The sequence below is a fragment of the Paenibacillus sp. FSL M7-0134 genome (assembly GCF_038007865.1).
GTDB lineage: Bacteria > Bacillota > Bacilli > Paenibacillales > Paenibacillaceae > Paenibacillus > Paenibacillus polymyxa_B.
Map to the genome: position 1 here is coordinate 910,512 of NZ_JBBOXV010000001.1, position 24,786 is coordinate 935,297.

Annotated in this window: 22 protein-coding genes and 1 riboswitch; of the genes, 3 read left to right on the forward strand and 19 right to left on the reverse strand. The window is 48.0% G+C overall.

The window, feature by feature from the left end:
• Positions 1-8: 8 nt before the first annotated feature.
• Positions 9-1,595: a DUF4153 domain-containing protein gene (locus NSQ58_RS03910; RefSeq protein WP_028540869.1), complete on the reverse strand. Its 1,587-nt coding sequence runs from the start codon at positions 1,593-1,595 to the stop codon at positions 9-11.
• Positions 1,596-1,742: 147 nt separating this feature from the next.
• Between NSQ58_RS03910 and NSQ58_RS03915 the strand changes: the two genes are divergently transcribed.
• Positions 1,743-3,479 carry an ABC transporter substrate-binding protein gene (locus NSQ58_RS03915; protein ID WP_053326412.1) on the forward strand — a complete coding sequence of 579 codons (1,737 nt, stop codon included), beginning with the start codon at positions 1,743-1,745 and terminating at the stop codon, positions 3,477-3,479.
• A gap of 212 nt (positions 3,480-3,691) precedes the next feature.
• On the opposite strand, the gene NSQ58_RS03920 is transcribed toward NSQ58_RS03915, so the two are convergent.
• Positions 3,692-5,092 (reverse strand): transcriptional regulator, encoded by a 1,401-nt coding sequence (locus tag NSQ58_RS03920; protein WP_071558043.1) that lies wholly within the window; start codon positions 5,090-5,092, stop codon positions 3,692-3,694.
• 213 nt (positions 5,093-5,305) lie between these two features.
• Between NSQ58_RS03920 and NSQ58_RS03925 the strand changes: the two genes are divergently transcribed.
• The gene (locus NSQ58_RS03925) at positions 5,306-5,551 is read left to right on the forward strand and encodes a DUF6953 family protein (RefSeq protein WP_013312611.1); all 246 of its coding nucleotides are present in this window, start codon (positions 5,306-5,308) and stop codon (positions 5,549-5,551) included.
• A 42-nt stretch (positions 5,552-5,593) separates the two neighbouring features.
• Here the strand turns inward: NSQ58_RS03925 and NSQ58_RS03930 are convergent, their stop codons facing one another.
• Complete coding sequence (locus NSQ58_RS03930; RefSeq protein ID WP_023990972.1) at positions 5,594-6,553, reverse strand: helix-turn-helix transcriptional regulator; 960 nt, start codon at positions 6,551-6,553, stop codon at positions 5,594-5,596.
• Between the two features lie 112 nt (positions 6,554-6,665).
• On the opposite strand from NSQ58_RS03930, the gene NSQ58_RS03935 reads away from it, so the two are divergent.
• Positions 6,666-7,613, forward strand: coding sequence for a Gfo/Idh/MocA family protein (locus tag NSQ58_RS03935; RefSeq protein WP_071558041.1), 948 nt, complete (start codon positions 6,666-6,668; stop codon positions 7,611-7,613).
• Positions 7,614-7,659: 46 nt separating this feature from the next.
• Here the strand turns inward: NSQ58_RS03935 and NSQ58_RS03940 are convergent, their stop codons facing one another.
• The 16 genes from NSQ58_RS03940 to NSQ58_RS04015 form a co-directional block, all read right to left on the reverse strand.
• Positions 7,660-8,676 carry an asparaginase gene (locus NSQ58_RS03940; protein ID WP_013312613.1) on the reverse strand — a complete coding sequence of 339 codons (1,017 nt, stop codon included), beginning with the start codon at positions 8,674-8,676 and terminating at the stop codon, positions 7,660-7,662.
• Positions 8,677-8,909: 233 nt separating this feature from the next.
• Entirely contained in the window at positions 8,910-9,677 is a 768-nt protein-coding gene (locus NSQ58_RS03945) for an amino acid ABC transporter ATP-binding protein (RefSeq protein WP_076264578.1), read from the reverse strand.
• A gap of 4 nt (positions 9,678-9,681) precedes the next feature.
• The gene (locus NSQ58_RS03950; protein ID WP_023990975.1) at positions 9,682-10,398 is read right to left on the reverse strand and encodes an amino acid ABC transporter permease; all 717 of its coding nucleotides are present in this window, start codon (positions 10,396-10,398) and stop codon (positions 9,682-9,684) included.
• Positions 10,399-10,428: 30 nt separating this feature from the next.
• The gene (locus NSQ58_RS03955; RefSeq protein WP_023990976.1) at positions 10,429-11,238 is read right to left on the reverse strand and encodes a transporter substrate-binding domain-containing protein; all 810 of its coding nucleotides are present in this window, start codon (positions 11,236-11,238) and stop codon (positions 10,429-10,431) included.
• 142 nt (positions 11,239-11,380) lie between these two features.
• Positions 11,381-12,190 (reverse strand): nickel import ATP-binding protein NikE, encoded by an 810-nt coding sequence (gene nikE / locus NSQ58_RS03960; RefSeq protein WP_023990977.1) that lies wholly within the window; start codon positions 12,188-12,190, stop codon positions 11,381-11,383.
• 38 nt (positions 12,191-12,228) lie between these two features.
• Complete coding sequence (locus NSQ58_RS03965) at positions 12,229-13,053, reverse strand: ABC transporter ATP-binding protein (protein ID WP_023990978.1); 825 nt, start codon at positions 13,051-13,053, stop codon at positions 12,229-12,231.
• 20 nt (positions 13,054-13,073) lie between these two features.
• Positions 13,074-13,904 (reverse strand): nickel ABC transporter permease subunit NikC, encoded by an 831-nt coding sequence (gene nikC, locus NSQ58_RS03970; RefSeq protein ID WP_080682961.1) that lies wholly within the window; start codon positions 13,902-13,904, stop codon positions 13,074-13,076.
• Positions 13,904-14,848 (reverse strand): nickel ABC transporter permease subunit NikB, encoded by a 945-nt coding sequence (gene nikB / locus NSQ58_RS03975; RefSeq protein ID WP_023990980.1) that lies wholly within the window; start codon positions 14,846-14,848, stop codon positions 13,904-13,906. Before nikB (NSQ58_RS03975) ends, nikC (NSQ58_RS03970) begins: the two co-directional genes overlap by 1 nt.
• A 46-nt stretch (positions 14,849-14,894) precedes the next feature.
• A complete protein-coding gene (gene nikA / locus NSQ58_RS03980; RefSeq protein WP_028540876.1) occupies positions 14,895-16,520 on the reverse strand; it encodes a nickel ABC transporter substrate-binding protein in 1,626 nt (541 codons plus the stop codon).
• A 142-nt stretch (positions 16,521-16,662) separates the two neighbouring features.
• Entirely contained in the window at positions 16,663-17,439 is a 777-nt protein-coding gene (locus NSQ58_RS03985; RefSeq protein WP_028540877.1) for an ABC transporter ATP-binding protein, read from the reverse strand.
• Positions 17,436-18,353 (reverse strand): ATP-binding cassette domain-containing protein, encoded by a 918-nt coding sequence (locus NSQ58_RS03990; RefSeq protein ID WP_028540878.1) that lies wholly within the window; start codon positions 18,351-18,353, stop codon positions 17,436-17,438. The genes NSQ58_RS03985 and NSQ58_RS03990 overlap by 4 nt, the downstream gene beginning before the upstream one ends.
• Complete coding sequence (nikC, locus tag NSQ58_RS03995; RefSeq protein WP_028540879.1) at positions 18,353-19,168, reverse strand: nickel transporter permease; 816 nt, start codon at positions 19,166-19,168, stop codon at positions 18,353-18,355. Before nikC (NSQ58_RS03995) ends, NSQ58_RS03990 begins: the two co-directional genes overlap by 1 nt.
• 14 nt (positions 19,169-19,182) lie before the next feature.
• Entirely contained in the window at positions 19,183-20,112 is a 930-nt protein-coding gene (nikB, locus tag NSQ58_RS04000; protein ID WP_023990985.1) for a nickel ABC transporter permease, read from the reverse strand.
• Between the two features lie 15 nt (positions 20,113-20,127).
• Positions 20,128-21,708: an ABC transporter substrate-binding protein gene (locus tag NSQ58_RS04005; RefSeq protein ID WP_028540880.1), complete on the reverse strand. Its 1,581-nt coding sequence runs from the start codon at positions 21,706-21,708 to the stop codon at positions 20,128-20,130.
• Between the two features lie 217 nt (positions 21,709-21,925).
• Positions 21,926-22,129, reverse strand: a riboswitch (cobalamin riboswitch).
• A gap of 689 nt (positions 22,130-22,818) precedes the next feature.
• Positions 22,819-24,126, reverse strand: coding sequence for a nucleobase:cation symporter-2 family protein (locus tag NSQ58_RS04010; RefSeq protein WP_071558032.1), 1,308 nt, complete (start codon positions 24,124-24,126; stop codon positions 22,819-22,821).
• A complete protein-coding gene (locus tag NSQ58_RS04015; protein ID WP_053326423.1) occupies positions 24,120-24,737 on the reverse strand; it encodes a xanthine phosphoribosyltransferase in 618 nt (205 codons plus the stop codon). Before NSQ58_RS04015 ends, NSQ58_RS04010 begins: the two co-directional genes overlap by 7 nt.
• Between the last annotated feature and the right edge of the window lie 49 nt (positions 24,738-24,786).

Below are 24,786 nucleotides of genomic sequence, written 5' to 3' on the forward strand. Positions count from 1 at the left end.
AACACCTCTCATTCCAAAATATAGTCGTGCAATTCCCGTTGCGCTCGATACTTTGCCCAATTGAATTCAGGCCAAGCCGATTCTTCTCTCGTCATGCTTGTCAAACGGGCTTGTAAAAACTCATCCAGCGCTCCATGTTCCTTACGGCTAAAGTCAATCAGCAGCGGAATCGCGTCTGCCGATAGCTCACTCAAATATTCCTTATCTATCACCGATGTCGTACGATATCGTTCGAGATTATTTTCAGCAATCCGTATATCAATGCCCACATAGTTCACGACGACATAGGCGACCAGAGCGAGTACAATATAATATTTCGCCAACGGCAGTTGACGGAAATGAATGCGCACTGCTGCAATAAGCAGTAGCAAGCCCAGAAAAATCATAAACGCGTGTACCAAATAGCGGGTGTACGTATAGCCGTATGCTTCTTCGTACATAACCAGCCGGGTATATCCCGAGTACAGCATCACACCCGAACAACCCACGAGTATGTACAGCAGGCCGCTGTTCATTTTTTGCACTATACCTGATCCAAATTCAGTCCACTTCAATACACTGATCATCAGCACAAAGTTGATACCTGTTACCATAACCAGCTCCCCGAATCCTCTTCTCGCATATTCAGCATACGAGGTTCCTTCGGGCAGAGCACCTTCCCATGCACCAAACAGATATCCGAACTGCAACACAACGAACACAACATACACCAAATTCATGACAATCAGCACCGTAGCGGTAATTACAGGATCAAACTTGATCGCGACCGGCTCGTGGTAAGGCACCGTTGGTCGGTCAATCATCACTGAAGAATGACCATCATACTCGGTGGTTGGACCATTCGTGCGCTCATTTAACCCGTGCCATGATTGAGTCTCTCTTTGCGTATTACGCGGAGCAGGCTGTACAAATCCCCACAAGTAGCAGAAGAAACAGAAGGTGAAAAAGCAGGTCCAGATCAGCCGCAGCATGCCACTCCCAAAGGACAGTGTGCCGATCCAATCGGGTATGCCAGATAACAGCTTTTCGAACATCCCATCTGCCGAAGCCAGCAAAGATATGATGATGAACAGTAGCGGCAAGGCAATAAGCAAACCGATTATCACTTTGCCCAATACACGCTTACGCTCATCCTTCACATTCCGAAGGGCTACTGTCTTAACCATCCGAAACGGGGTCACGATATGACGAAAGTTTTGATAAAACCAATGGCTTAACGCCTGACCAATAATACCGGGTTCCGACCAGCCATGCCTTTTCTCCCCAAACAGCAGCACCATATGTACGCTAATCAGAGCAGGTATCGCCAGCGCATTTAACACATATAGGACCGGATTATTGAACAGCGCATATGTCAATGCCAGCATGAAAATGATCACAAACAGTAAACGCCCTATCCATGATCCTAACTGGAAACGATCTCGATTAAAGGCATACATATAGGCGTAAAACACAATAACAAAAATTGGCATAGACACGCCCAGCCCATGTCCGTAAAACAGATATTGATGAACCAGCGCTAACACAATTGCGCCAGCAAAGGCGGACAGAAACGACGTTTTCGGCAAAGACGTTCCATTCATCTTGTCATGCATGGTAAATACCTCCACAAATATGCTTTATAACCCTTATTGTAGATGATAAAATAAGAAGATAAAGAGAAATTAATTCAAACAAAATTTCCTATTTTATAAAAGTGGCTACGCTTTTAATCAAATATAGGGGAAACGGAGCAACCTTGAATGAAACTCCATGCCCAATTTTTACGGCTTCACTCACACGCAGCTGACGACAAGGACGAAAACCATACCATAGAGACGACGCTGGATGAGCTGGCGGCTATTTTTGACTGTACTCACCGCAACGCCTTGATGATCATTCAGAAAATGGAGCAGCACGACTGGATACAATGGACTCCTCGCCGAGGCAGAGGTCGCCGCTCCAGTCTGCGCTTCCTCATTCAGCCGGAAGACATTGCCGTGCAATCCATGATGCAAGCCATAGACCGCCATGATATCAAACGCGCGCTGGATGAGATCCGAGTTCATTCACGCTCCTCCACCATGCAGGAGCATTTGCAAGGCTGGCTGCTGAATTATTTTGGGCATCACGCAGAGGTGCGCAGTGATCAGCAGCAGATCGACACGCTGCGTCTGCCTATTCGCCAGCAACTCTATACGCTGGACCCGTTGTACTTGAACTGGCTCGCCGAGTCCTTCGTATCCAGCCACGTCTTTGATGGCCTGGCCCGCCGGGCGAACGAAAGCGGTGAGATTTTGCCGGGATTGGCGCACGCTTGGGAGGTGGACGCCACTCGTACACAGTGGACCTTTTTCCTGCGTAAAGAAGTGCTGTTTCATAACGGAAAAATACTGACCGCTGAAGACGTCGTCTATACCTTTGAGCGACTGAGTCGGGCGCCGGGAAGGCGACTTTATCATTTTATCGTCCGGCAAATTCAGCACGTCCAGGCGTTGAGCCCGACGATGGTACGCTTCGTACTAAAAGAGCCGAACGAGCTATTTCTATCCTTCCTGTGTACCAGCCGGGCTGCGATTGTGCCGCGTGAGCTTAATCAGGTGGGTGAGGCCGCCTTTGGCATCCGCCCTATCGGTACAGGGGCATTCAAAGTCACGGAAATGAACGAAAGCCTGTGTACACTGGAGGCTTTCGCACCTTATTTTCAAGGCCGGGCTCATCTGGACCGAGTGGAAATTGTCCAACTCCCGTGGGCGACTAAGCTGGAATCGTCGGATACGGAAGACACCGCTTCTTCTTTTCACATTATCCATAATCCCGTATCAGCGGGAGATACGGATACCGCATGGAGCCAGATTCACTCGGCGGCTTCGGTACGCAAATTTATCACATGTAATACACACAAGGATGGACCGTTGCGCAACCCAGAAATACGTGCCCGCATTGTAGCATGTCTGGATCATCGCTCCCTTCCTCCAGCAGTGGATTCATCTAACGATTCTTATGAACCACTGGCGGCACTACAAATTGCTACCATTCCCGAGTATAAAGCGGACGCAGACCGGGTTGCGGCTCAGCTCGAATCCTGTGGGTATACCTGTAACATCGTGGCCGCATCTATGAATGAATTCAAAAGCTCATCTATCCGTATGGAGTCAGACTTAATCATCTTTTCTCTCTTTCGTGACCGTGATGAGCAATTACGCCTGTTTGACTTGTATCTCAATGTATCTGGGCATGTGGAGCCTCATAGCCGTGTGGATATCGAAAGACTGCTGCGTGAAATTGCACGGGAGGCCGATCATACTGTTAGGGCGCAGCAATTCGAACATATCGAAACTCGGCTCATGGATGAGCACCAGCTGCATATTTTATATGAAAAGCCCGTTCAGACGGCCTATCTCCCTTCTGTGCGCGGTGTATCTTTTAACAGTCAGGGCTGGGTGGATCTGCGTCATGTCTGGTTTCCGCCTGCTCAACTTCCAACTCCCCACTCTTGACGGCAAAAGTGCTCCTTCAAATGCACTTCCACATCAAAAAAAGGTATCCTCTTCTTCATAAGAGGATACCTTTTGGGTTACGACAATCTAGACCTTTTCAGGTAGATGTATCAAGGGATGAAAAAGCCCATCCCCCCAGCCCATGACTGTGGACGTCGCTAGGATCTTCCATAGGGGGGGGAACGGGTGAAAAATTCAATAGGACAAAAACATTAAATGCGAGCAGAGAAAAAACGATCTTTTTTATCATGGATGTACTCTACCTCTCCAAGTAAGTTTTTATATTCCTCTTTGTCCTCAGAAGTGGCAGTATGCCGAAACTTTTCAAATAATCCTACACATTTGATTGTGACAGGATTACCATTCAGCACGACGGAATAGGAAAGGCTCTCGAGCAGGAATTTCATACCTTTGGAATAACGATGTTTGTTGAGATCATAACAAGCCATCTCTGCCAAAAATCGTGCATAGAGATCTGCTGACATTTGCTCCGTATAGGTCCCTACCTTGACATGCTGATCTGCAAATGCCTCAATTTGTTTTTCAAAGCGCTGCAGTACATGATCTACATTAAAATCATAACGGTTGGCCGCTACCATAATTTTATGTAGCCCCACCAGAATTTCACCTTCGTTTTTTTCCAAATAATCTACATACTGTGGAATCACATCCAGGCTGCCGGACATCAATTGATATAAATACCCGTTGGCCTCAGCCCAGTTGCTACAAAGGGCCTTCAAACGCTGAGCTTCTTCCGTATCCTCTTGCACCCAGCTCAAATCAGAGTATAGGGATACAAATTCCAGCGCCTTCTGATAATCCCCGCGCTCATCCCACACCCCGGCGCGCAGCACATAAGAGTATACAATATACATAAACAAAGGACCCTTAGGTTCCTTGCCACGCTCCGATCTTCTGGTATTTCCGTATTTTTGCTCGTATTGTACCTTGGCTTTTTGAGCCATTTTTTCAGCAAACCATTCTACTTTATCCCAACGCCGCAAGGAGGCATAGGTATTGGCCAAGTCTCTTAAGGCATCCAGTTGGTCTGCTTCACCCAGTCGGTCCACAAAGCTTTCAAAGTGTGTGGCTGCCCATAAGTTTTCGTCCTGGTCATCGCCAACGGCAATCGTAAATAAACGGTATTGGCAGAGCGCCAGACGCTCTGAATGTTGGTATTTCTCACTTTCCGAAACATTTTTATAAATAATTGCCGCAGCCTCGAACTTGCCTTCACTGAATAATTCTTCTGCTGTCTCAAACAAAGCTGGGGCGTATATGAGATAGTCCATCATAAACTCCACGACTTGCTTAATACAATCCAGTTTGTTCAGCTCTGCACAGCGATGCAAAAAGGGACGAACCCGTCGCCAATTCGGTGCCGTATTCCGTATAAATTCATCAATGTATAACTCATAGAGGCTCCCTTCTTTAAGCCCCATGCCTGCACCAATCCGATCCAACAGCAACATCGCAATCGGACGATTACCGTTAATAATGGCACTGATCGTCCCTGCATTAATACCTGTGTTCTCCCCAAACTTACTAATCGTAATTCCTTCTCGTCTGATGTACTGCTCCAGCTCTGCGCGAATTGTGGTTGTTTCCTTCAAATCAGGCACCCCCAGGGATTACTTGCATGATTACAATACAAAAAAAGAAAATTCCCGTGAATATTCCCTTAATTATACAAAAGAAAGCCCACTTAGCCAACCGCTCAAGTAAATTTATATCAAAAAATTCAATAATTCTCCGAATTGCCGTATACTACGGGGAGGTGAGCCGAACAGCTACACCCAATCGGTACGCAGGAAAGGATACGACAAATGGACAACACCCCTACAACAGAACAAGAGATTGCACAATGGATGGTCGCGCAGATCCGTGAAGTGGGCACCCTGAAACAAGAAGATGCAATTGCATATGTACGCTCTGAGTATGGAGAGCAGTATGTGTTTATAAGCGAGCATGGTCATGTATCTCTGGAAAAAGAAATCAAAAAAGCATTCCGCAAGCTTCATGGTGGTAGAATTGCCTGGGATCGTGACGGATTTCTATGGGCCTGGACTTAACAAGCAAAAGCATCTGCCCTAGGCAGGTGTTTTTTTAATCATTTATCCATATATCCTCTGGAGTCGGTTAATTTCTTCCTTCACAAACTGTCGGAGTACTGCAGGCTCCAAAACTTCAACCCTACCGATCCAATCCATAGCATCGCGACAAGCCGCTTCATAACTATACATGTTGACCTTTAGAATGAAATGACTGCCTTCCTGTACAGACTGGATGATTTCCATTCTTTTCGCTATAATTCCCGCTTGCTTCTTATTCGTTCGGATTAGAACGGGATAGTATTCTTTCTCTGTACAAAGCTGCTTAAACGCGGTTTCTTGCCTCATCCAATGATGTTCCAGCGAAAAATCGACCGGAACCTCAAACACTTCCGCAGACGGCTGAACCTCCTTGATTCGCTCACATTTAAAGGTCCGAATCTCCTGCCCAACTTCACAGAAGGCAATGAGATACCAATCTCCTTTTTTCACCACAAGTCCATAGGGATGCACATGACGGGAAGAACAGATTCCGTCAGCCTTCTCATATTGAATGGTTATTTTATGGGACCCCCACACTGCAGCTCTCACGGCCTCAAGACAAGGAATGGCTATACGTTCCGTCCACCACGGCGTATCATCAAAATAAAACCGTGCTTTGGCTTTCTTAATATCGGACTGATACGGGTCTGGCATCGTCTGTTCCAGTTTGAGCAGAGCATTCTTTAACTTCAAACCCGATTCGGTGGGCCCGCCTGTATAAATGCCCATCCCTGTTAAATACAACTGAATGACATCCCCGCCATTCAACTGTTTCAGGTTCGCCGTATAACCCTCCATTAAATAAATTCCGCCCTTCGGTCCCGATGCGGTAACAATCGGAACGCCGGCTTCAGCCAGGAGGTCGATATCCCTGTAAATGGAGCGTACAGAGGTTTCCAGTGCCAACGCCAATTCCTTGGCCTTCATTCTCCCTCTAGATTCGATACATAATAAAATCGCGATTAAACGATGCAGTCTCACAATCATACCTCCACAATAGATGGTTAACCCGAATTGAAAAGATGATGCAAAGATTGTTGACACCCTGTTGGCAGCAATAGGTGTGTATCATAGAAGTAAAGGGGTGTAATGGATGATGAATATTGGAATATTGGGGACGGGATTCGGCGCATATCATGCCTCATTGTTAAACAACCATCCCAAGGTAAACAGAATCATGGTATTTGGAAGGAACGAAACCAAGCTGCAAAAGCTGAAAGAGGAGCTAAACGTAGAAGTCACACAAAATATAGAGGATATTCTGCTGGATCCAGACGTGGATATCGTCGATCTATGCCTGCCCTCCCACCTGCATAGGTCATATGCTGTGGATGCGCTAAAGCACGGTAAGCATGTATTTTGTGAAACACCCGTTTGCTTTAATCTCGAAGACGCTCTTCTTATGCAACAAGCTGCGAAGCAATATGGCAAAAAGATTCTGGTCAACCAGTTCATTAAGTTTGATCCCGCCTATACCTATCTGTATGAGGCATACCGCCAACAGAAGTACGGAAAGCTTATCTCCTTATCTTTGAAAAGAGAAACGCCTCATCTGTGGGGGGATCTTGGACTAAGCTCCATCCCTACTCAGTTCATGATTCATGAACTGGATTTACTGACCTGGCTATTAGGCCCCTGTGATCCATGTACAGTCTGGGGTACAGAAGTTACTCATCCTGAACAAGCACAGGTTCGTGCTTACTTTCAGCATCGGGATACATTCACAGAAGTCATCGCTTCATCCCATATGCCGGGAAGCTACCCGTTCACAGTGGCCTATGAAGCTTATTTTGAAAAGGCCAAGCTGGTATTCCATGAAAGCGACGAAAACGATCTTATACCTACCGCATTATATGAGTATACCGCATCAGGACAGCAAAAAATCAACCTCGAATCTGCCAATCCATACGAAAAAAGTTTGGATCATGCACTTGAATGCTTTGGTGGACATTCGGAAAGCCTGATTCCACTGGAATCGGCTGTACAAGCGCTGAAAGTGGCTATTGAGATTAAAAGCAGTCTGGGGCAAGGCCAGCGTTAACCCGTATTTTTTCTTATGCCTGTTCTTATCTACGGAAATCAGCTTCCTATAAGGAAGCTGTATCCGCAGGCAAGGAAACTTCGTCCGCGTAGTTCGTTGCCATAATCTTGGCTACCCCGGCCGGATCGGTCGTCTGCCCCAACGCCCACATCATTTTCGTCACCAGCGCTTCCGTTGTCATGTCATACCCCGGAATAACCCCCTTCTCCAGTACCTTTTGCCCCACTTCGTAGATCGTCAAATCCCCGCCCTCATAAGGACATTGAGTAGTCACGACAATACTCATACCGTCCTTCATCAGTTCCTCGATTTTACTGATCAGGCTTCTTTCTTTAAAAGGGACGCCACCCATACCAAAGCCCTCAATGACGATACCTTTATAGCCCAAGCCCTGAATGGCATCGAAAATCGCCGGATTCGTACCCGGAATCAGCCTGAGCAGAAATACTTCGGAAGCATACCCGTCGTTGTATGGATGACGAACGGTACTGCGATTTGCAAATACGCCCTCCGTATAGACCACCTTACCGTTCTCCACGAGGCCAATGTACGGATAGTTAATACTCTCAAAGGCGTTATAGCTGCGTGTTCTGATTTTCGAGCTACGGCTACCATTGATAATTTTGCCGTTAAACACGACAAAAACCCCAGCCACCTCGCCACATGCGGTCAGGAATGAGTCAATTACATTTTTTTTGGAATCGCTGTGCTCCGCCAAAATGGAAACTTGTGAACCTGTCACAACGACGGGTTTGTCTACGGTTCCCAGCATGAAACTCAAGGCTGAAGCCGTATAAGCCATCGTATCCGTACCGTGTGCAATGACAATGCCGTCGTACTGATCGAGCGAACGATGTACCATCCGGGCGATGGAAGCCCAATCCTCTGGTTGTGTATTTGTGCTATCAATGCTCATCAGATTATGGGCATCAATCTCGCAAATCTCCTTCAGCTCCGGAATTTCCGCCAAAATATTTTCAGCCGATTGGGTCGGTGTCAGGCCGTTTTCCTGATAGGAGGAAGAAATGGTCCCTCCGGTATTAATGAACAAAACCTTTTTCATATGCCAATGTTCCTTCCCGATTACATCTTCACTGTATTGTTCTTAGAATTTATCATGAATAAGTGTGATAAGCTACTTTGCAATGGAAAAGAATTTGGGATATGAAGCGCCAAAAAAAGCACGACAAACAAGCGCGGGCTTTCCTTCCTCCTGCGACTTGTCTAACGTGCTTTTTACTATAGGTGCAATAAGTCTACAGCGCTGCACATACCTATAACCCATCCACGTACTTTTTATGGGGATACAGGCTGCTCCTGTGGCGCTCTCTGTACCAACGCTTTGCCCAGAAACTGCCGTGTCCGTTCTTCCTTCGGATTGGTGAAAAACTGCTCCACGGGTCCCTGCTCCACGATCACGCCATGCTCCATCAGCACAACCCGATCCGCTACATCTCTCGCAAAACCAAGCTCATGCGTGACAATAATCATCGTATTGCCTTCACTCGCCACCTTTTGGATCACGGACAGCACTTCATCCACCAGTTCAGGATCAAGTGAGGATGTCGGTTCATCGAACAACAACACCTGCGGATTTAGTGCCAAAGCACGGGCAATCGCAACTCGCTGCTGCTGTCCACCCGAAAGCTGAGCAGGATAATAGGTCATACGATCCTTTAACCCGACCTTTTCCAAAATCTCCTCACTGATCTCCCTCGCCTGCTTACGATCCAGCTTTTTCACACTGGTCAGACCAATCATCACATTGTGGAGTGCATTCAAATTTTTAAACAACTGATATTGCTGAAATACCATTGCCGTTGCCATCCGTAGTCCGAGAATGTCCTTTTTTCCCGCCTTGGCGGCATCGACCTTTACATCGTCAATTTCAATGACTCCGCTGGTCGGCTGCTCCAAAAAATTAATGCTGCGCAGCAACGTGGACTTCCCCGATCCGCTTGGGCCCAGGATCACCACGACTTCTCCCTTGCCTACCGTCAAGTCTATGCCCTTCAACACGTGATGCTGTCCAAAATGCTTATGAATTTGATGAAGCTTGATCATGCTCTTACTCACTTCTTTCGTAAATTCGAATACGCTTCTCCAGCACGACAAGCCCGCGCTCAATAATAATGCACACCAACCAGTAAATCAGGGACACCGCAACATATACCTCAAAAAAAGCCAACGCCCGCGCGCCCATAATTTTAGCCTGTCCCATCATATCGACGACACCGATCATAAAAATAAAAGACGTATCCTTCACCGTACTGATCAGCGTGTTTCCCAGATTGGGCAAAGCCACCGTCAACGCCTGCGGCAATACAATTTTGAGCATAATTTGTGTTTGGCTCATGCCGATGGAATTAGCTGCCTCAAATTGTCCCCGGTCGACTGAATGAATCGCCGCCCGGAACGTCTCCGACAGATAACCCCCGAGATTTAGTGAAAATGACAACAATGCGAAAACCTCGGGTGGAATCACGTAGATATTTAATTGCTGTAAGAAACCGTATTCGCTCTGAAAATAATATAAAAACTTGGGTATTCCATAATATACGAGAAACAGCTGCACAATGAGCGGTGTTCCCCGGATGTAGGAGACATACAGCGTAGACAGTTGCGCCAAGACAGGCACCTTGTATATCCGAATTAACGCCGTTGCCAACCCGATAATCGTACCCAGCAGCATGGACAAAAATGCAATCCATAGCGTAACGGGTAGATACTCAACGATCCGGGGAAGGCTTTTCAGCATATAATCAAGGTCAAACAGCTTTTCCATAGGAACCTCACTTTACCCTTTACATTGTTGTTACTGCGGGATATATTCCCCACCTGTCCATTGTTCAGACAATTTTTTCAGTGTTCCGTCCGTTTTCAACTCTTTAATAATCGGGTCGATTTTAGCTTTCAGCTCTTCGCCCTGCTTATCCTTTTTGAACACCAGATTGATATCATCCGTTTGCACAGGATCACCTATCGCTTCGACCTGCAAACCTTCCTTCTTGATCGTAGCAGCCGTCATGACTGGATCATTCACATAAGCGTCCACCCGGCCATTTTGTACGTCTTGAAGGTTATCGGACGAAGTGCCTGTATCATTGTATTTCAAAATAATTTTATTCCCATTCTTCGCATTATATTGTTCCAGCAATTGTGTGTAGGAATCGCCTACTGATGCGGCTACCTTCTTGCCTTCCAAATCCTTGAGAGAGTGTATATCCGTTCTGCCTTTTTTCACAACAATGACGGATTGTGCCTGAAAGTAGGATTCATCCGAGAACAAATATTTTTGCTCGCGCTCAGGATTTTTGGCGATTTCATCTGCTACGACCTGAATCTTGTTCGATTCCAGCGCCATGAAAATTCCGTCCCAGCCAGAAGGTACAAACTCAAACTTGTAGCCGTCCAGCTTCTTGTCGATCTCCTTGACTACTTCCACATCGTACCCGGTCAGCTCGTTTTTTTCATTCGTAAAAGCAAACGGAGGGTAGTCATTTTGTGTGCCGACATAGATTACCTTATCCCCCGATGCCGCATCCTTCGAGGAACATCCACTCAAGGCACCCGTTAATAACACAAGAGATAGGCCAATCGCTGCCACCAAAGCAGATTTCTTCATATATGACATCCCCTTTTTAATATCCAAGTAATTTACTATGATTTTATATTATAACGGGTTATTCAAATAATACAACAAGTAAATTTCATTTCGATTATTTATCCATATGTTGCACAAAAAAAGGACCCTTGCGGGTCCACTGTTATCCATGAAGCGGAAAACGCTCTGCTGGATGTTCCGGCAAAATGGACGAGATCAACCGTCGTACAGCCGGATGAGCAGATTCAAAAATCTGATCCTTCTCATCACAGCGCTCAATCAATCTTCCCTGCTCCATCACAGCAATGCCATCACAGATGGCATATGCCGCCCGAATATCATGCGTGATGAACAGATATGACAATCCAAACGAAGATTTCAGTTCTCCCAGCAGGGATAAAATATGCATCTGGTGAACCATATCGAGGCTGCTGACGGACTCATCCAGCACGATCAGCTTTGGTTTAAGCGCAATCGCCCGTGCAATGTTGATCCGCTGTAATTGTCCGCCGCTGAATTGATGCGGATATTTAATCCGATCTTCCGGCTTGAGGCCGACCCGTTCCAGCAGGCTTTCGACCGTTCTTTTTTGTTCCTGCACCGATAACCGTTCGTAATTGTCCAATGGCTCACCAATAATCTGCCCGGCGGTCATTCGGGGATTTACAGCAGAGTAGCAGTCCTGAAATACGACCTGCATATCCCGTCGCAGTCCCCTGCGGACTTGGGGGCTCGCATTATAAATGTCCTGTCCCTGGAACAGCACCTGACCCTCCTGCGGCTTCTCCAGCCCCAGAATAACCTTGCCCAGCGTGCTTTTACCGGCTCCGCTGGTACCAAGTAAGCCTAGGCAAAACCCACTTTCTATAGTAAGCGAAACGTTAGCCAACACAGGAGGACGTGGTTCAGAGCGGCCCAGCCATTTGCGCCTTCCATAGCTATGAGTTACTTTCTTCACTTGTAGCATGCGCATTCGCTCCCCTTTTGAAAGTGTAACCGTCGAACAGGCGACTAACCACCTACCTGATTTATGCCCCGAATGGACAACTTGGGTCTGACATGCAGCAGCATTTTCGTATATTCATCCTGCGGGTGATCGAATAACTGATGGACCTCAGCCTGCTCAACAATACGACCCTGCTGCATGACAGCCACTTCATCCGCCAATTGGGAAATGACGCCCAGATCATGCGAGATCAGCAAAATGGACGTATTGTATTCCGTACGCAAGCGATCCAGCTCTCTTAGCACCTGTAGCTGATTGACCACATCGAGCGCCGTCGTTGGTTCATCGGCAATAACCACTGCTGGCCGCAGGCACATGGAAATGGCGATCATGACTCGTTGCAGCATCCCGCCGCTCAACTGAAACGAATACCGCTTCATCAGCTTGGCTGGATCGGGCAGATTCATATTTTCCAGAGCCGTTATGGCAAGTTCATGGGCCTGTCGTTTGGTTAATCCGGTGTGCGTGCGGACCGTTTCCATAAACTGAGCTCCGATCGTATACACTGGCGTAAAAGCGCTCATCGGGTTTTGCATAATAAACGCGATTTCCTTGCCTCGAATTCGCCGCATCTCCTCGGCCACCATTCCGTTCAGCTCGCGCCCGTTGAGACGGACACTACCTTCCACGTCCATCGTCTGGCGATCCAGCAGTTGGAGCAACGCTTTACAAGTCACTGTTTTGCCGCTTCCACTCTCGCCGACAAGACCCAGTACCTGTCCCTTTTTCAGCTCAAAATGAGTTGGCTCCAGCAGAGATACCGCCCCGGCACCGGTTTTGAGCTTCACCTGTAAGCCGCTGACCTCCAGCACCTTCGCCCTGTCGTCCATCGTTGTAACTCACTCCCGTTTTACTGACGTTTGGCAATTCCGTATCGGTCGGACAGCGCCTCCCCCAATATATTGAAGGCCATCACCACCACCAGAATCATAACCCCCGGATAGATCATTAATTCCGGATGACTGCGAATGTATCCCGTTCCCTCATGAATCATCGCTCCCCATTCGGGGGTCGGCGGCTGAATGCCTAGACCAAGGAACGACAACGCGGAAATATCCATGATCGCCCAACCCATTTCCAGTGTACCAATGACCACAATCGGCCGCAGCACATTCGGAATAATATGCCGCCGGATAATGGCCCCTGAGGAGGACCCGCTAATCCTTGCAGCAGCTATAAAATTCCGTTCTTTCAGACTGACGACCATATTGCGGCACATTCTGGCATAATACACCCACTGCACCATCATCAAGGCAAGCAGCACCTGCATGAGGCCCGGTCCAAAAATACCGACAATGCCCAGCACAAGCACCAAATTCGGAAACGCCATAATACCTTCGCAAAACCGCATCAACACACTATCGACCCAGCCACCTACATAACCTGCAAGCGACCCGACCACAACGCCGATGCTAAGCGAGGACAGGAAAATTAATGTCGCAAAGCCGAGGGAAATCCGCGCTCCATACAGCAACCGGGATAAATTGCACCGACCCAAATGATCGGTCCCCAGCCAGTATTCTTTCGAAGGTCCCTCCAGCTTGTGCAGTAAATTGACTTTAACCGGATCATGGGGAGCCAGCCAAGGAGCTAGCGCCATAATGATAAAAAGAGCAGCCAGTACGACAGAGCAGACCACGATTACCTTTTGACCTTTGAACATTGTACGCAACCTTATCATCACAGCTCTGCTCGTCCCTTCGATGAAATTCGGGGGTCCATATACAAATGCACCAGATCAACGAGCAAATTGCATACGATGAACAGGCATGCCGCCAAAAACACATAGCATTGTATGACGGGAATATCCCGGTTAAAAATCGCTTCCACAAAATAACGGCCAAACCCGGGCCATGAAAACACCTGCTCCACAATAATTGTTCCGGTCAGAAGCTTGCCCAGATTCATACCCATACTTGTAATCAGTGGAGCAATGGCAATTTTCAGTACATGCTTGAGCATGATCACCCGCTCACGAATCCCTCTAGTTCTGGCATACTGCACATACGTTTCCTGAAGCTGCTCCAACACACTGGAACGCAGCAGGCGCGTATATAAAGCAATCAGAACCAGCGACAGGGTCAAAGTGGGCAACACCAGATGTTGCCACGTTCCTCGCCCCTCTACAGGGAGCCAATCCAATCGGACAGAGAAAAAGAAGATTAACAAATATCCCAGCCAAAACTGGGGTATAGATGCGCCAAAATATGAAATTCCTCGACTAAGCATGTCGATCCATCCATTTTTACGCATCGCCGCCAGCACGCCCAGTGGAATACTCACCACAATAGATAGCACCATACTGCTCACAGCCAATTCAAAAGTGGCGGGCAGCCGAACCTTGACCTCATCCCACACCGGCTTGTTGGTCAGATACGAAGTACCAAAGTCCAATTGACTGATTCTTTGAAGTGTATGCATATACTGCGTCAGCAAAGGCTGATCCAGCCCGAACTCATGCCTTTTCTGCTCCAGAATCTCTGGAGTAGGATAAATATGAGCAGCCGTCAAATAAGCCTCGGCCGGATCAACTGGTGAAATATGAATCAGTGCAAAGGTAACGAGGGTGGCAAAGAGAACAATAGGAATGACCGCTACCATTCGCTTCCCGATATAGCTGATCATGAGTTGTCCTCCTATCCTGTAAACTACCGTTACCTATCGGCTTCAGCTACTTTCCGATTTCAATTCCCTCAAACGGATTTTCATCCCGATTAGCCGGGAATACAAAGTTTGTAATCTTTTTCTGGTACACTGCCGTTTTCTTAATATAAGAAATAGGCACAATGGCAGATTGCTCCTGAAGCGTCTTCAGAATCGAAGCATACAGCTCTTGACGCTTGGTTTCATCTGTCGATGAGAGCGCTTCGTGTACTTGCTGATCCAGATCTTTCTTCATCGGGAGGGCACTCAGCACCTCGGAAATTCCGAAGCTCTTCTTGGCAATGACATTAATAAAGGAATGCGGATCATAAGGTGCACCATAGTTGTACCAGAAGTACAGATCAAACTGGTTGGATCTAAGGCGCTTAATTTGAACCGTCAGCTCCAGTCCGGTCAGGTTCACTTTGACACCCAATTCTCCCCATTCAGCCTGAATGGTTTCAGCCATCGCCTTTTGGATCGGATCAGTCTTATCAAAAATCAGCTCAAAATCCAGCTGTTGTCCGTCTTTTTCCCGTACTGTACCGCCTGCGGGCAGCTTCCAGCCAGCCTCATCCAGCAACGATTTGGATTTTTCCACATCATAGCCAACAGGCTGTAAGTTTACATTCGTATACGGATAGTTTTTGGATAAAACCGTATCCGCTGTTTCCTCCAGCCCCGAGGTTACACCTTCCACCATTGCCTGCTTGTTAAAGCCATGCTGGAGTGCCAGACGTACCCGAAGGTCTGCCAGCTTGGGATTGGATGAGTTGAGTAACAGGCTTCTTGTACCTACAGGCTCGGACAGCGTGGTAACATACTGATTCGTGTCGCGAAGCTGTTTGAAAGCATCCAGACTAATGACACCCTCTCCATAAATCAGATCCAGGTCGCCTTTTTCAAAGGCCATTACACGGGTTTCGCCATCGGGAATGATTTTTACCGTAATTTTATCCACCTTCGGTGCAGTACCCCAATAGTTCGGATTACGCTTAAAGGTTGCATATTCATCTTGCTTGTATTCATCCAGCATCCAAGGTCCTGTACCTACAGGTTTCTTGATTCCTTTGGACGTATCTCCATCATCCGGGAACCCCGCTTCACCCAGAAAACGGAACGGGCGAACGACAGACAAATCCTGAAGCACTGGGTAGTATGGCTCTTTGAGCGTCATTCGGAAGGTGCTGTCATCTACAGCTTCAGTTTTGTCGAGAACGCCTACTATACCAAGCCAGCTGTGCGTTTTCTCATTTTTCATAATAGCGTCAAAGTTCTTTTTGACAATGGTCGCATTAAATAGCGTTCCATCCGAAAATTTCACACCTTTGCGCAGCTTAAACGTATATATTTTGCCGTCCTTGGAAATAGTCCAGGATTCAGCCAAAGCAGGCTCCAGCTTGCCTCCTTGCTTGTAGCTGACTAACGGCTCATAGACCATGGATTGTGCAAAAAGTTGGGAAGGATTGTATACGTGAGGATTCATCGTACCAATGTCACGCGGCCACGATAGCGTGATCGACTTTTCATTGGCAGCTCCGTCAGTAGAGGTGGATGCAGGGGTTTTTTCCTGCTTCGCGCAGCCCAAAACAACGGATAATAAGAGGAGCGCCACCAACATAAGGGTGGCAGTCTTGCGGTGTCGAACGGACATCAATGTATTTCCCCTTTTCTATATATGTGATAATGATTATCATAATCATATTTAGAATAGGTACCACGTTCTATTTTGTCAACAATATTCGACAAGCAATCCTCTTATTTATTTTAAATTTGTATAATATTAAATTTATGGCTTAATTCTCCAACGCTTGAAACAGAGTACGCGTGTACTCATGCTGTAACAAGTCTTCATCCCATTCCTTAAAGATTTCCACGATCTCCCCCTGAACCATGACGGCAACTCGATCACAAAACTGGCGAGTAGATTGGAGATCGTGAGTGATGAATAGGTAGGACAACTGACGTTCCATCTGCATTCTTTTGAGCATGTCCAGTACAGAAGACTGCGTTGTCGTATCCAGATTGGCGATCGATTCATCGAACAAGATAATATCCGGCTCCACCGCCAACGCTCGGGCAATACATACCCGCTGTTTTTGCCCGCCACTCAGCTGTGCTGGGTATTTTTCCAGACTGTCAGCCTCCATTCCTACTGATTCCAATAGAGACAGACAAATATCCAGCGCCTGTGCTTTTAGCTCAGGAAAATAGTTGTGGATCGGCTCCATTAAAATATCTCGAATGGTCATACGAGGATGCAATGAGGAGGACGAATCCTGTGCAACCAACTGGATTCGCTTGTACAGCTGAACGTCCTTCGTCTTTTCGAAATGTATAGGCTGATGATCCAGCCAAATCTCCCCTGAGGTCAACGACTCCAGCCCTAGAATACATTGTGCCAGCGTGCTTTTGCCACTTCCACTTTCTCCAACCAATCCAAGACACTCCCCCTGCCGTAACTCCAGACTCACCTTTTTCACGGCCTGCTCGCTATCTTGCGTGCTGAACCAGCCTTTTCTCCGTTTGCGGACAGGGTATGCTTTGGTCACATTCTTCAATTCCAGCATCACTGGTGCATCCTTCCTTCCGGGCTCATCTCCAACACTCGATCTGCTATGCGGCTCATACCTTGGCGATCATGTGAAATCAACAATATGGTGAGATCAAAGTCTTCTCTCAATTGTTGCAGCAATGCCAAAACCTTGTCGCGGTTGATAACATCCAACGCCGTAGTAGGCTCATCGGCAATAAAAAGGCTTGGACCTGAGCTTAACATTGCAGCCAGCAGCACCCTTTGACACATGCCTCCGCTTAGTTCAAAAGGATATGACGACAAAATATGCTCAGGATCTGTAAACCCAACCTTGCGGAGCAGAGAGCGCAAATAGGCCTCCCGCACTGGAGTAGCGCCTCCTCTGGCTATCTCCATGGCACGGATCAGCATCTGCCGCATCCGTGGCAGCACGCCCAGCGGGTGGACTTGCTGCGGTGCAGTGTGGGATGGGGCAGCACCAGCGTGCCCCGGCTCCATCTGGTCGTGCGGCATCCGACGCCGCCCGTGCAGTCTAAGCGTATCCATCAGCTGGGCGCGGACAGTCCGGATCGGATTCAACCCGCTCAGCGATTGTTGAATGAGCAGGGCAATATCCTCTCGGCGCAGCCTTTGCCAGCGCCGTTCCTGGAACGGGAGAGTGTCTTCCCCGTTATAGTAGATACGCCCTTCCGTAACACCGATACCTGGCTCCAGCATGCCTGCGATTGCGTGTGCGGTCAGACTCTTGCCGCACCCGCTCGGTCCGGTCAGGGCCACAATCTCCCCTGAATATATGGAAAAGCTCACATCCCGCAGCAGTGGTTTGCTCCCACTTCCGCTTGCTCCTACGCCTGTGCGGCAGATTTCCAAATGTTCCACGTGTAACAACGGTTTTCGCCCTGCCACTTGTTCTATCGTATCCTTGCCCCCAAGGGCTATTTGATCTCCCACTATTTGGTCGCCCCCTTTTCCGAAAAGCGGTCGCCCAAAAGCTGGCAGGCAAGTACGAATAGCATAATCGCCAAGCCTGGGAAAATCATGACATGCGGAGCCACCTGAAAATATGAGGTTGCATCATGCAGCATCACGCCCCACTCTGGCTTGGGCGGCTGTACACCCAGTCCAAGAAAGGACAGCCCAGCGATCATCAGCACCACGCGTCCGATATCCCATACCGCATAAACCAACAACTGCGGCAACGCTTGTGGCAATACATAACGTCTCAGTATACGCGCGTGTGAATTGCCGGATAAACGGGCATACCGAACGTAGTCCTCCTGACAGGCTTTTTGAACCAGACTACGGATATACCGGACATAACCCGCCCACCGTACCGCAATAATCGCAAGGGTCATGTTAACAAAACCCGGGCCCAAAATGCCCACAATTGCCACCGTTAAAATAATATCAGGAAAAGCCAATACGCCATCGATTCCCCGCATGATCAGCTGATCTACACGTCCACGCACATAACCAATGAGCAACCCTATAGGCAGACTGAAGCACAACGTAGCTACAGTAATTGCACATGCGATTAGCACGCTCGTCCGAATCCCGTAAATTAGCCGTGACAGCACATCCCGACCCAGATGATCCGTACCGAAAGGATATTTCCGACTGGGTGGTGCCAGACGGTTCAAAAGATCCACTTGAAGAGGATCATGAGGAGCGACCCATGGAGCCAATAACCCAAGCAGCACGATCAGACCAAAAAGTACGCCTCCTGCCAGCAAGCTCCCTTGAAAGGAAAGCCGTATCTTTTTCATTTTCAGCTTCCCCCTTAACGCAAACGTAGCCTCGGATCTATCGCCGTCTGGACCAAATCCACCAAACACTGAACACCTACAATTAAAAATACGGCAAAAATAACATACCCCTGAATCACCGGATAATCTCGCTGGGTAATCGCATCTATAAAATACTTACCTAACCCCGGCCATGAAAAAATGGTCTCGACGATGACATTACCTGCCAGCATAAATGATAGATTGGTACCTAGCAGTGTAATCATAGGCAGAACCGCATGCTTAAATATCTCAAAAAACAGGATATGCATACGCGAAAAGCCTCGAGCCTTCGCTGCTTTCACAAAATTCCGGTCACCCAGCTCCAGCATTTGAGCGCGCAGTACACGGGCTTGCACCGCTCCCAAACCTGCGCCAAGAGTCAGCGCTGGGAGCACTAGATGTGTCCAGTCCTCCCTTCCCATGGATGGGAGCCAGCCCAAGCGAACGGAGAATAGATAGATCAACAGAAAACCAAGCCAAAAAGAGGGAATCGACGATCCCAGCAGGGCAAACAGCCTGCCCAGACGATCCAGTGGGCCGCTGATTTTTAGCGAGGCAGCCAGTCCCAGCCCCAGCGTAAGCACCGTCATGACGGCAAAGCCCGCAGCAGCTAGCTCCACAGTAGCAGGCAGTCTGTTCCATAGTTCGGCTAGCACGGATTCCTTGGATACATACGAGGTGCCCCAATGCCCCGTGAACACATCTCGCAGCCAGTTCACATATTGAATATGAAGCGGCTCGTTTAAGCCCAGTTCCTGCCGTAGCGTCGTCAACGCCTCCTCAGAGGCAGGGACATTATGCGCGGTGAGCAAAATAGTAGCAGGGTCACCAGGAGCGAGCCGCATCAGTACAAAAGTCAGCGTGGATACAACGAATACAATGATGAGCAGCTGCGCCACACGTTCCAGTATAAAACGAATCATAGGATACGCAGCTCGTTATTCCGTAATATCAGATTGCGCTGTAATATAGTAATACTCGATCGGATGGGGTGTAAAACCCTCCACCCCTTTTTTCACACCAAACACATTATCAGGATGCACAATGAACGACTGTGGCAAATCCGCATTGATGATATCCAGCGCTTGTAGTGTCACAGCATTACGCTGCGCTGTATCCTTCGCCAGCTTCAAGCTGTTAAGAATACTCTCTAGCGGTTTGGAACTATACCGGCTTACATTGGCTTCGCTTTTCGAAGAATAAAACATGTCCATAAAATATTGCGGCTCTCCTGTATGAGCAGTAAGCATGCTGTACATTGCAAAATCCCAATCGTTTTTGGTCAACGCCTCGTCGATATTTTCCACCTTGCGAATCTTGACCTGGATTCCCTCTTTCAGCAATTGGCTTTGGATGACCTCAGCCATAACAGAGAGCTCTGGACGCTGAGGGAAAGTCAGCAGCGTAACCTCGAACGGCTTGCCTTGCTTAGTCCATGTCCCTTGAGCGTCCTTCTGCCAGCCATCCTTCGTCAACAGCTGCTCTGCCGTTCCATCCAGCGCTTTACGCTCAACTTTACCGAAGGGAAGAATGCTCGGGAACGGACTACTTGCTTCCGTACCGAAGCCCCTCATGACGGCGCTCACAATCGATGTGCGCGGAATCAGGCTGTCCACCACCTTACGGTTCGCCGCATCCTTGAATACTGGCGATTCCATATTGTACACGATCATATGGGTGCGCAAGGAGGGAGCCGACAGCACTTGTAGCTTGTCGTTCTTTTTCAGTACCTCTGCGTTATCAACCGGAATATCCGTCGCTACGTCCACCTCGCCGGATTGCAGCGCCATCAGACGCGAATTCCCGTCCGTAATGAACTTCATCGTCGCTTCAGCCAGTCGTGCCTTCTCGCCCCAATATCCGTCATAACGCTCTACGACCAACGATTGGTCCTTGTTGAACGCTTTGATTTTAAAGGCGCCTGTCATCGCTGGGTAACTCTGCTCATCTTTCATCGATGCCACATCCAGTACAATTGTCGATGGATCAGCTAGATTGGACACCAGCGCCGCGTTCGGCTGGTTTGTCGTGATTTTCAAAGCCAGCGGGCCGCTTACATCAATGGACTTCACATTCAGTAAATCCTTAGCCAGATGGCTTTTCTCGATAGAGCGCAGCAAAGACGCTTTTACACCTACTGCATCCATACTCTTTCCATCATGAAAAGTGACTTTATCCTGCAAGCTGAACGTCCAAACTGTAGGACTATCCTGCTTCCACTCCTTTGCCAGCCAAGCCACAGGCTCCAGCTTTTCATTCAAACGTACCAGTGTCTCACCTGCACCGGATCGCATCACATCCCAGCTATTATCTCCGTGCGGGTCAACGCCTGACGGTTTCCATGTATACGCCATTACCAGCTTTTTATCTGTCGCTGTTTGTTGTGCTGACGCGTTTTCACCCTTGCCGGAGCTATCCGACGTCTTATTGCTGGCACATCCCGAAAGAGCCATAACTGCCAGCAGCAGCATCACCCCTGTACATATCAACCATGAACGCCTGCTACGATTGCTAATCATTCAATGAATCCCCCTCTATCTTGTAAAATCATATAAACCTAACGCAAAACGCGAAAAAAGCATTCCGGACCACTTGATCAGCAGTCAGAAATGCTTTCATTATAAAATGTCAAAACTCACCTCGAAGCCAACTCCAAAAACATAGAAGGGATCAGATCGGTTTCAGACATTCCGTATGCAGCACGCCTAACCACCTCCCCAGCATCCCGTGGGTCTGACAGTGATGTCAAAACAGGCAGGTCTCCTGACTCCAGGCGCATCTTTCAGGCCTTCCCGGTTCTTCACAGTTCCAGTGGCTGTTCTGAAAGCTCCAGCAGTATCCTGCTGATGCCTGTATACAGTGGCGGGCCCGTGTCGGAATCAACCGAACTTCCCTTTTAAGTGAACACGCTCAACAACCATCTACATGGTCTCAGCAAAACCCCGTACATAGAGTCGTCCGGCTCACACCTGTTTTCTTCCTTTATTTCTTTCCATTACGATCTTATTTTGTTGTCACAGGCTTGTCAATAAATGCTGCACAATAATTTAAATTTGAACGATGTGGCGAGAATGAAGGTGATGTCTATTCATTGCGTGCACGAAATGAACGTGCTAAAATTAGGTATATAGATAATCATCGTGTCCGTATACTAAAAAGAGTCTTCGCCGCGCCAACGGCAAAGACTCTTAGGACTTGAAAGGCTGTGGATCACCACCACGGCGCGCTGCATAACTAAATGTTAATGCAAACGAAACCCACCGTTAGGGGCCAACCTAATTACGCGGTGGGTTTTCGCTTGTTCCGAAATTTTCGACGTAGCCAGCGATAAAGTTTACGAATACTAAACACCAGGCTTAGTAACGTAACCATCCAACGCACCACATCGTAGCACGACACAAGTGTAACCATCGGCTTCACCCCCTTTCGGGAAGCTGCACCGTAGTCCGAAAACATCCACCACTATTCAAAATCCATAAGGTAAATTATACCACGACCTCGCCCACTACTCTAGCAAATTCCTCTAGTAAATAAATCAACTTAAGAGTTAACTTTAGCGCCACTGCACAGTCGGACAGGGTCAATATCTATATGTCCCCAGACGGCAAGGGTTTATTTATTCCTAATCATCAAACCTTCTGTGGAACCTCCTGAACCGTCACGCTTTTGACCGGTTCGCCCTGTTTTCTTGTCAAAACGATGTTCAAGACAATCGCTGTAATCGAACCCGAAACGATGCCATTTTGCAACAGCATTTTAGCAAAGCTCGGCAGCTGGTCGAACATTTGCGGCAGAACGGCAGAGCCTAGGCCCACGGCAATGCTGCATGCTGCGATCAGCAGATTGCTTTCTTTCCGTAGATCCACTTCTGACAAAATAGACATGCCTGATGCAGCGACCGAGCCGAACATGACGATCATCGCCCCGCCCAGCACAGCGTTAGGAATCACTGTCGTTAAGGCAGCCAGCTTAGGAAGCAAACCAAGAACAACCATGATACCGCCCGCAGCAAAAATAACGTTTCGCGATTTGACGCGTGTGAGTGAAATCAGACCAACATTTTGCGAGAAAGCTGTATAAGGAAACGCGTTAAAAATACCCCCAAGCATAATCGCAAGTCCTTCGGAACGCAGACCATTGACGATCTGCTTCTGCTCCACCTTCTGATCAATTGCTTTGCCAACTGCCAAATAAACGCCTGTAGACTCAACCATACTGACAATATTGACGATAATCATCGTACAAACTGCCATAATGCTAAACTCTGGCTTACCAAAATAAAACGGCTGTGCAACACTCACCCATGAAGCCTCCGCCACGGGAGCAAAATGCACCATTCCCATTCCATAAGCAACCACTGTGCCCGCGAACAAACCAATAAGCACGGAAATCGAGCGCAAAAAGCCTTTTGCCAACCGATTCACAAGCAGAATAACCAGTAGTGTGACTAAGGCCAACAGTAAATTACGTGGCTGTCCAAAGTCCGAACTGCCCTGACCCCCTGCTACATTGTTCATCGCCACCGGAATAAGGGATAGACCGATAATCGTAACGACCGAACCTGTAACCACCGTCGGGAAAAAGCGTAGCAGCTTGCCATACAACGGTGCTGCTAACACCACAAATATACCAGACAAAATAATGGCACCATACGCTGTCGCTAAATTTGAGGTCGAAGCAATCGCGATGATGGGCCCTACTGCCGTAAACGTACAGCCTAAAATGACAGGCAGTCTACTACCGAAAAAGCGTGTGCCCATAATCTGTAATAACGTAGCAATCCCGCAAGTGAACAGATCGGCAGCCACCAAATAAGCCATCTGGGCTGGCGTCAGGTGCAATGCTCCCCCTACAATTAGAGGTACAGCAATTGCTCCAGCGTACATCGCCATGACATGCTGGAAGCCCAGCGCGAATAACTTTTGTTTACTTAACATCCCACATTCTCCTTAACGGGAGGAATCACCACGCCAGCTTCCTCTATAAAATGAACCTCGCCTGGTGCCATGGAAGCGATACGCGCAAGAGAACGTACGGCAATGCCTCTTTGCTCCAACAGTCCACGGCCTTCCTGGAAGCTCTTCTCAATCACACAGCCAACCCCGGCCAGCTCCGCTCCTGCTTCCTTCACAATATCCGTAAGTCCGACCAATGCTGCGCCAGTAGCCAAAAAATCATCTACGATCAGCACATGGTCGCTGGCATGGAGATATTTTTGGGAAATACTCACCTGATAGGTTTCCTGCCGAGTGAACGAATGAACCTCGGCGAAGTATACCTGCTCATTCAGCGTGATTGCCTTCTTTTTCTTCGCATAAATGAACGGGACCCCCAAGGCAATAGCAGTAGCCATAGCAAATTGAATACCACTAGCTTCAATTGTAAGCACCTTGGTGATCGGAGCACTGCCGAAAAGGCGTGCAAACTCCTTACCAATCTCCAATGCTAATGCTGTATCTACCTGATGATTCAAAAATGAATCTACCTTTAGTACGGTATCAGATAAAATTTGTCCCTCTTGACGAATACGTTCCTCCAAAGCTTTCATTATGCGAGTATCGCTCCTTCTGTACTTTAAAATAGTATAAAACCTGCCA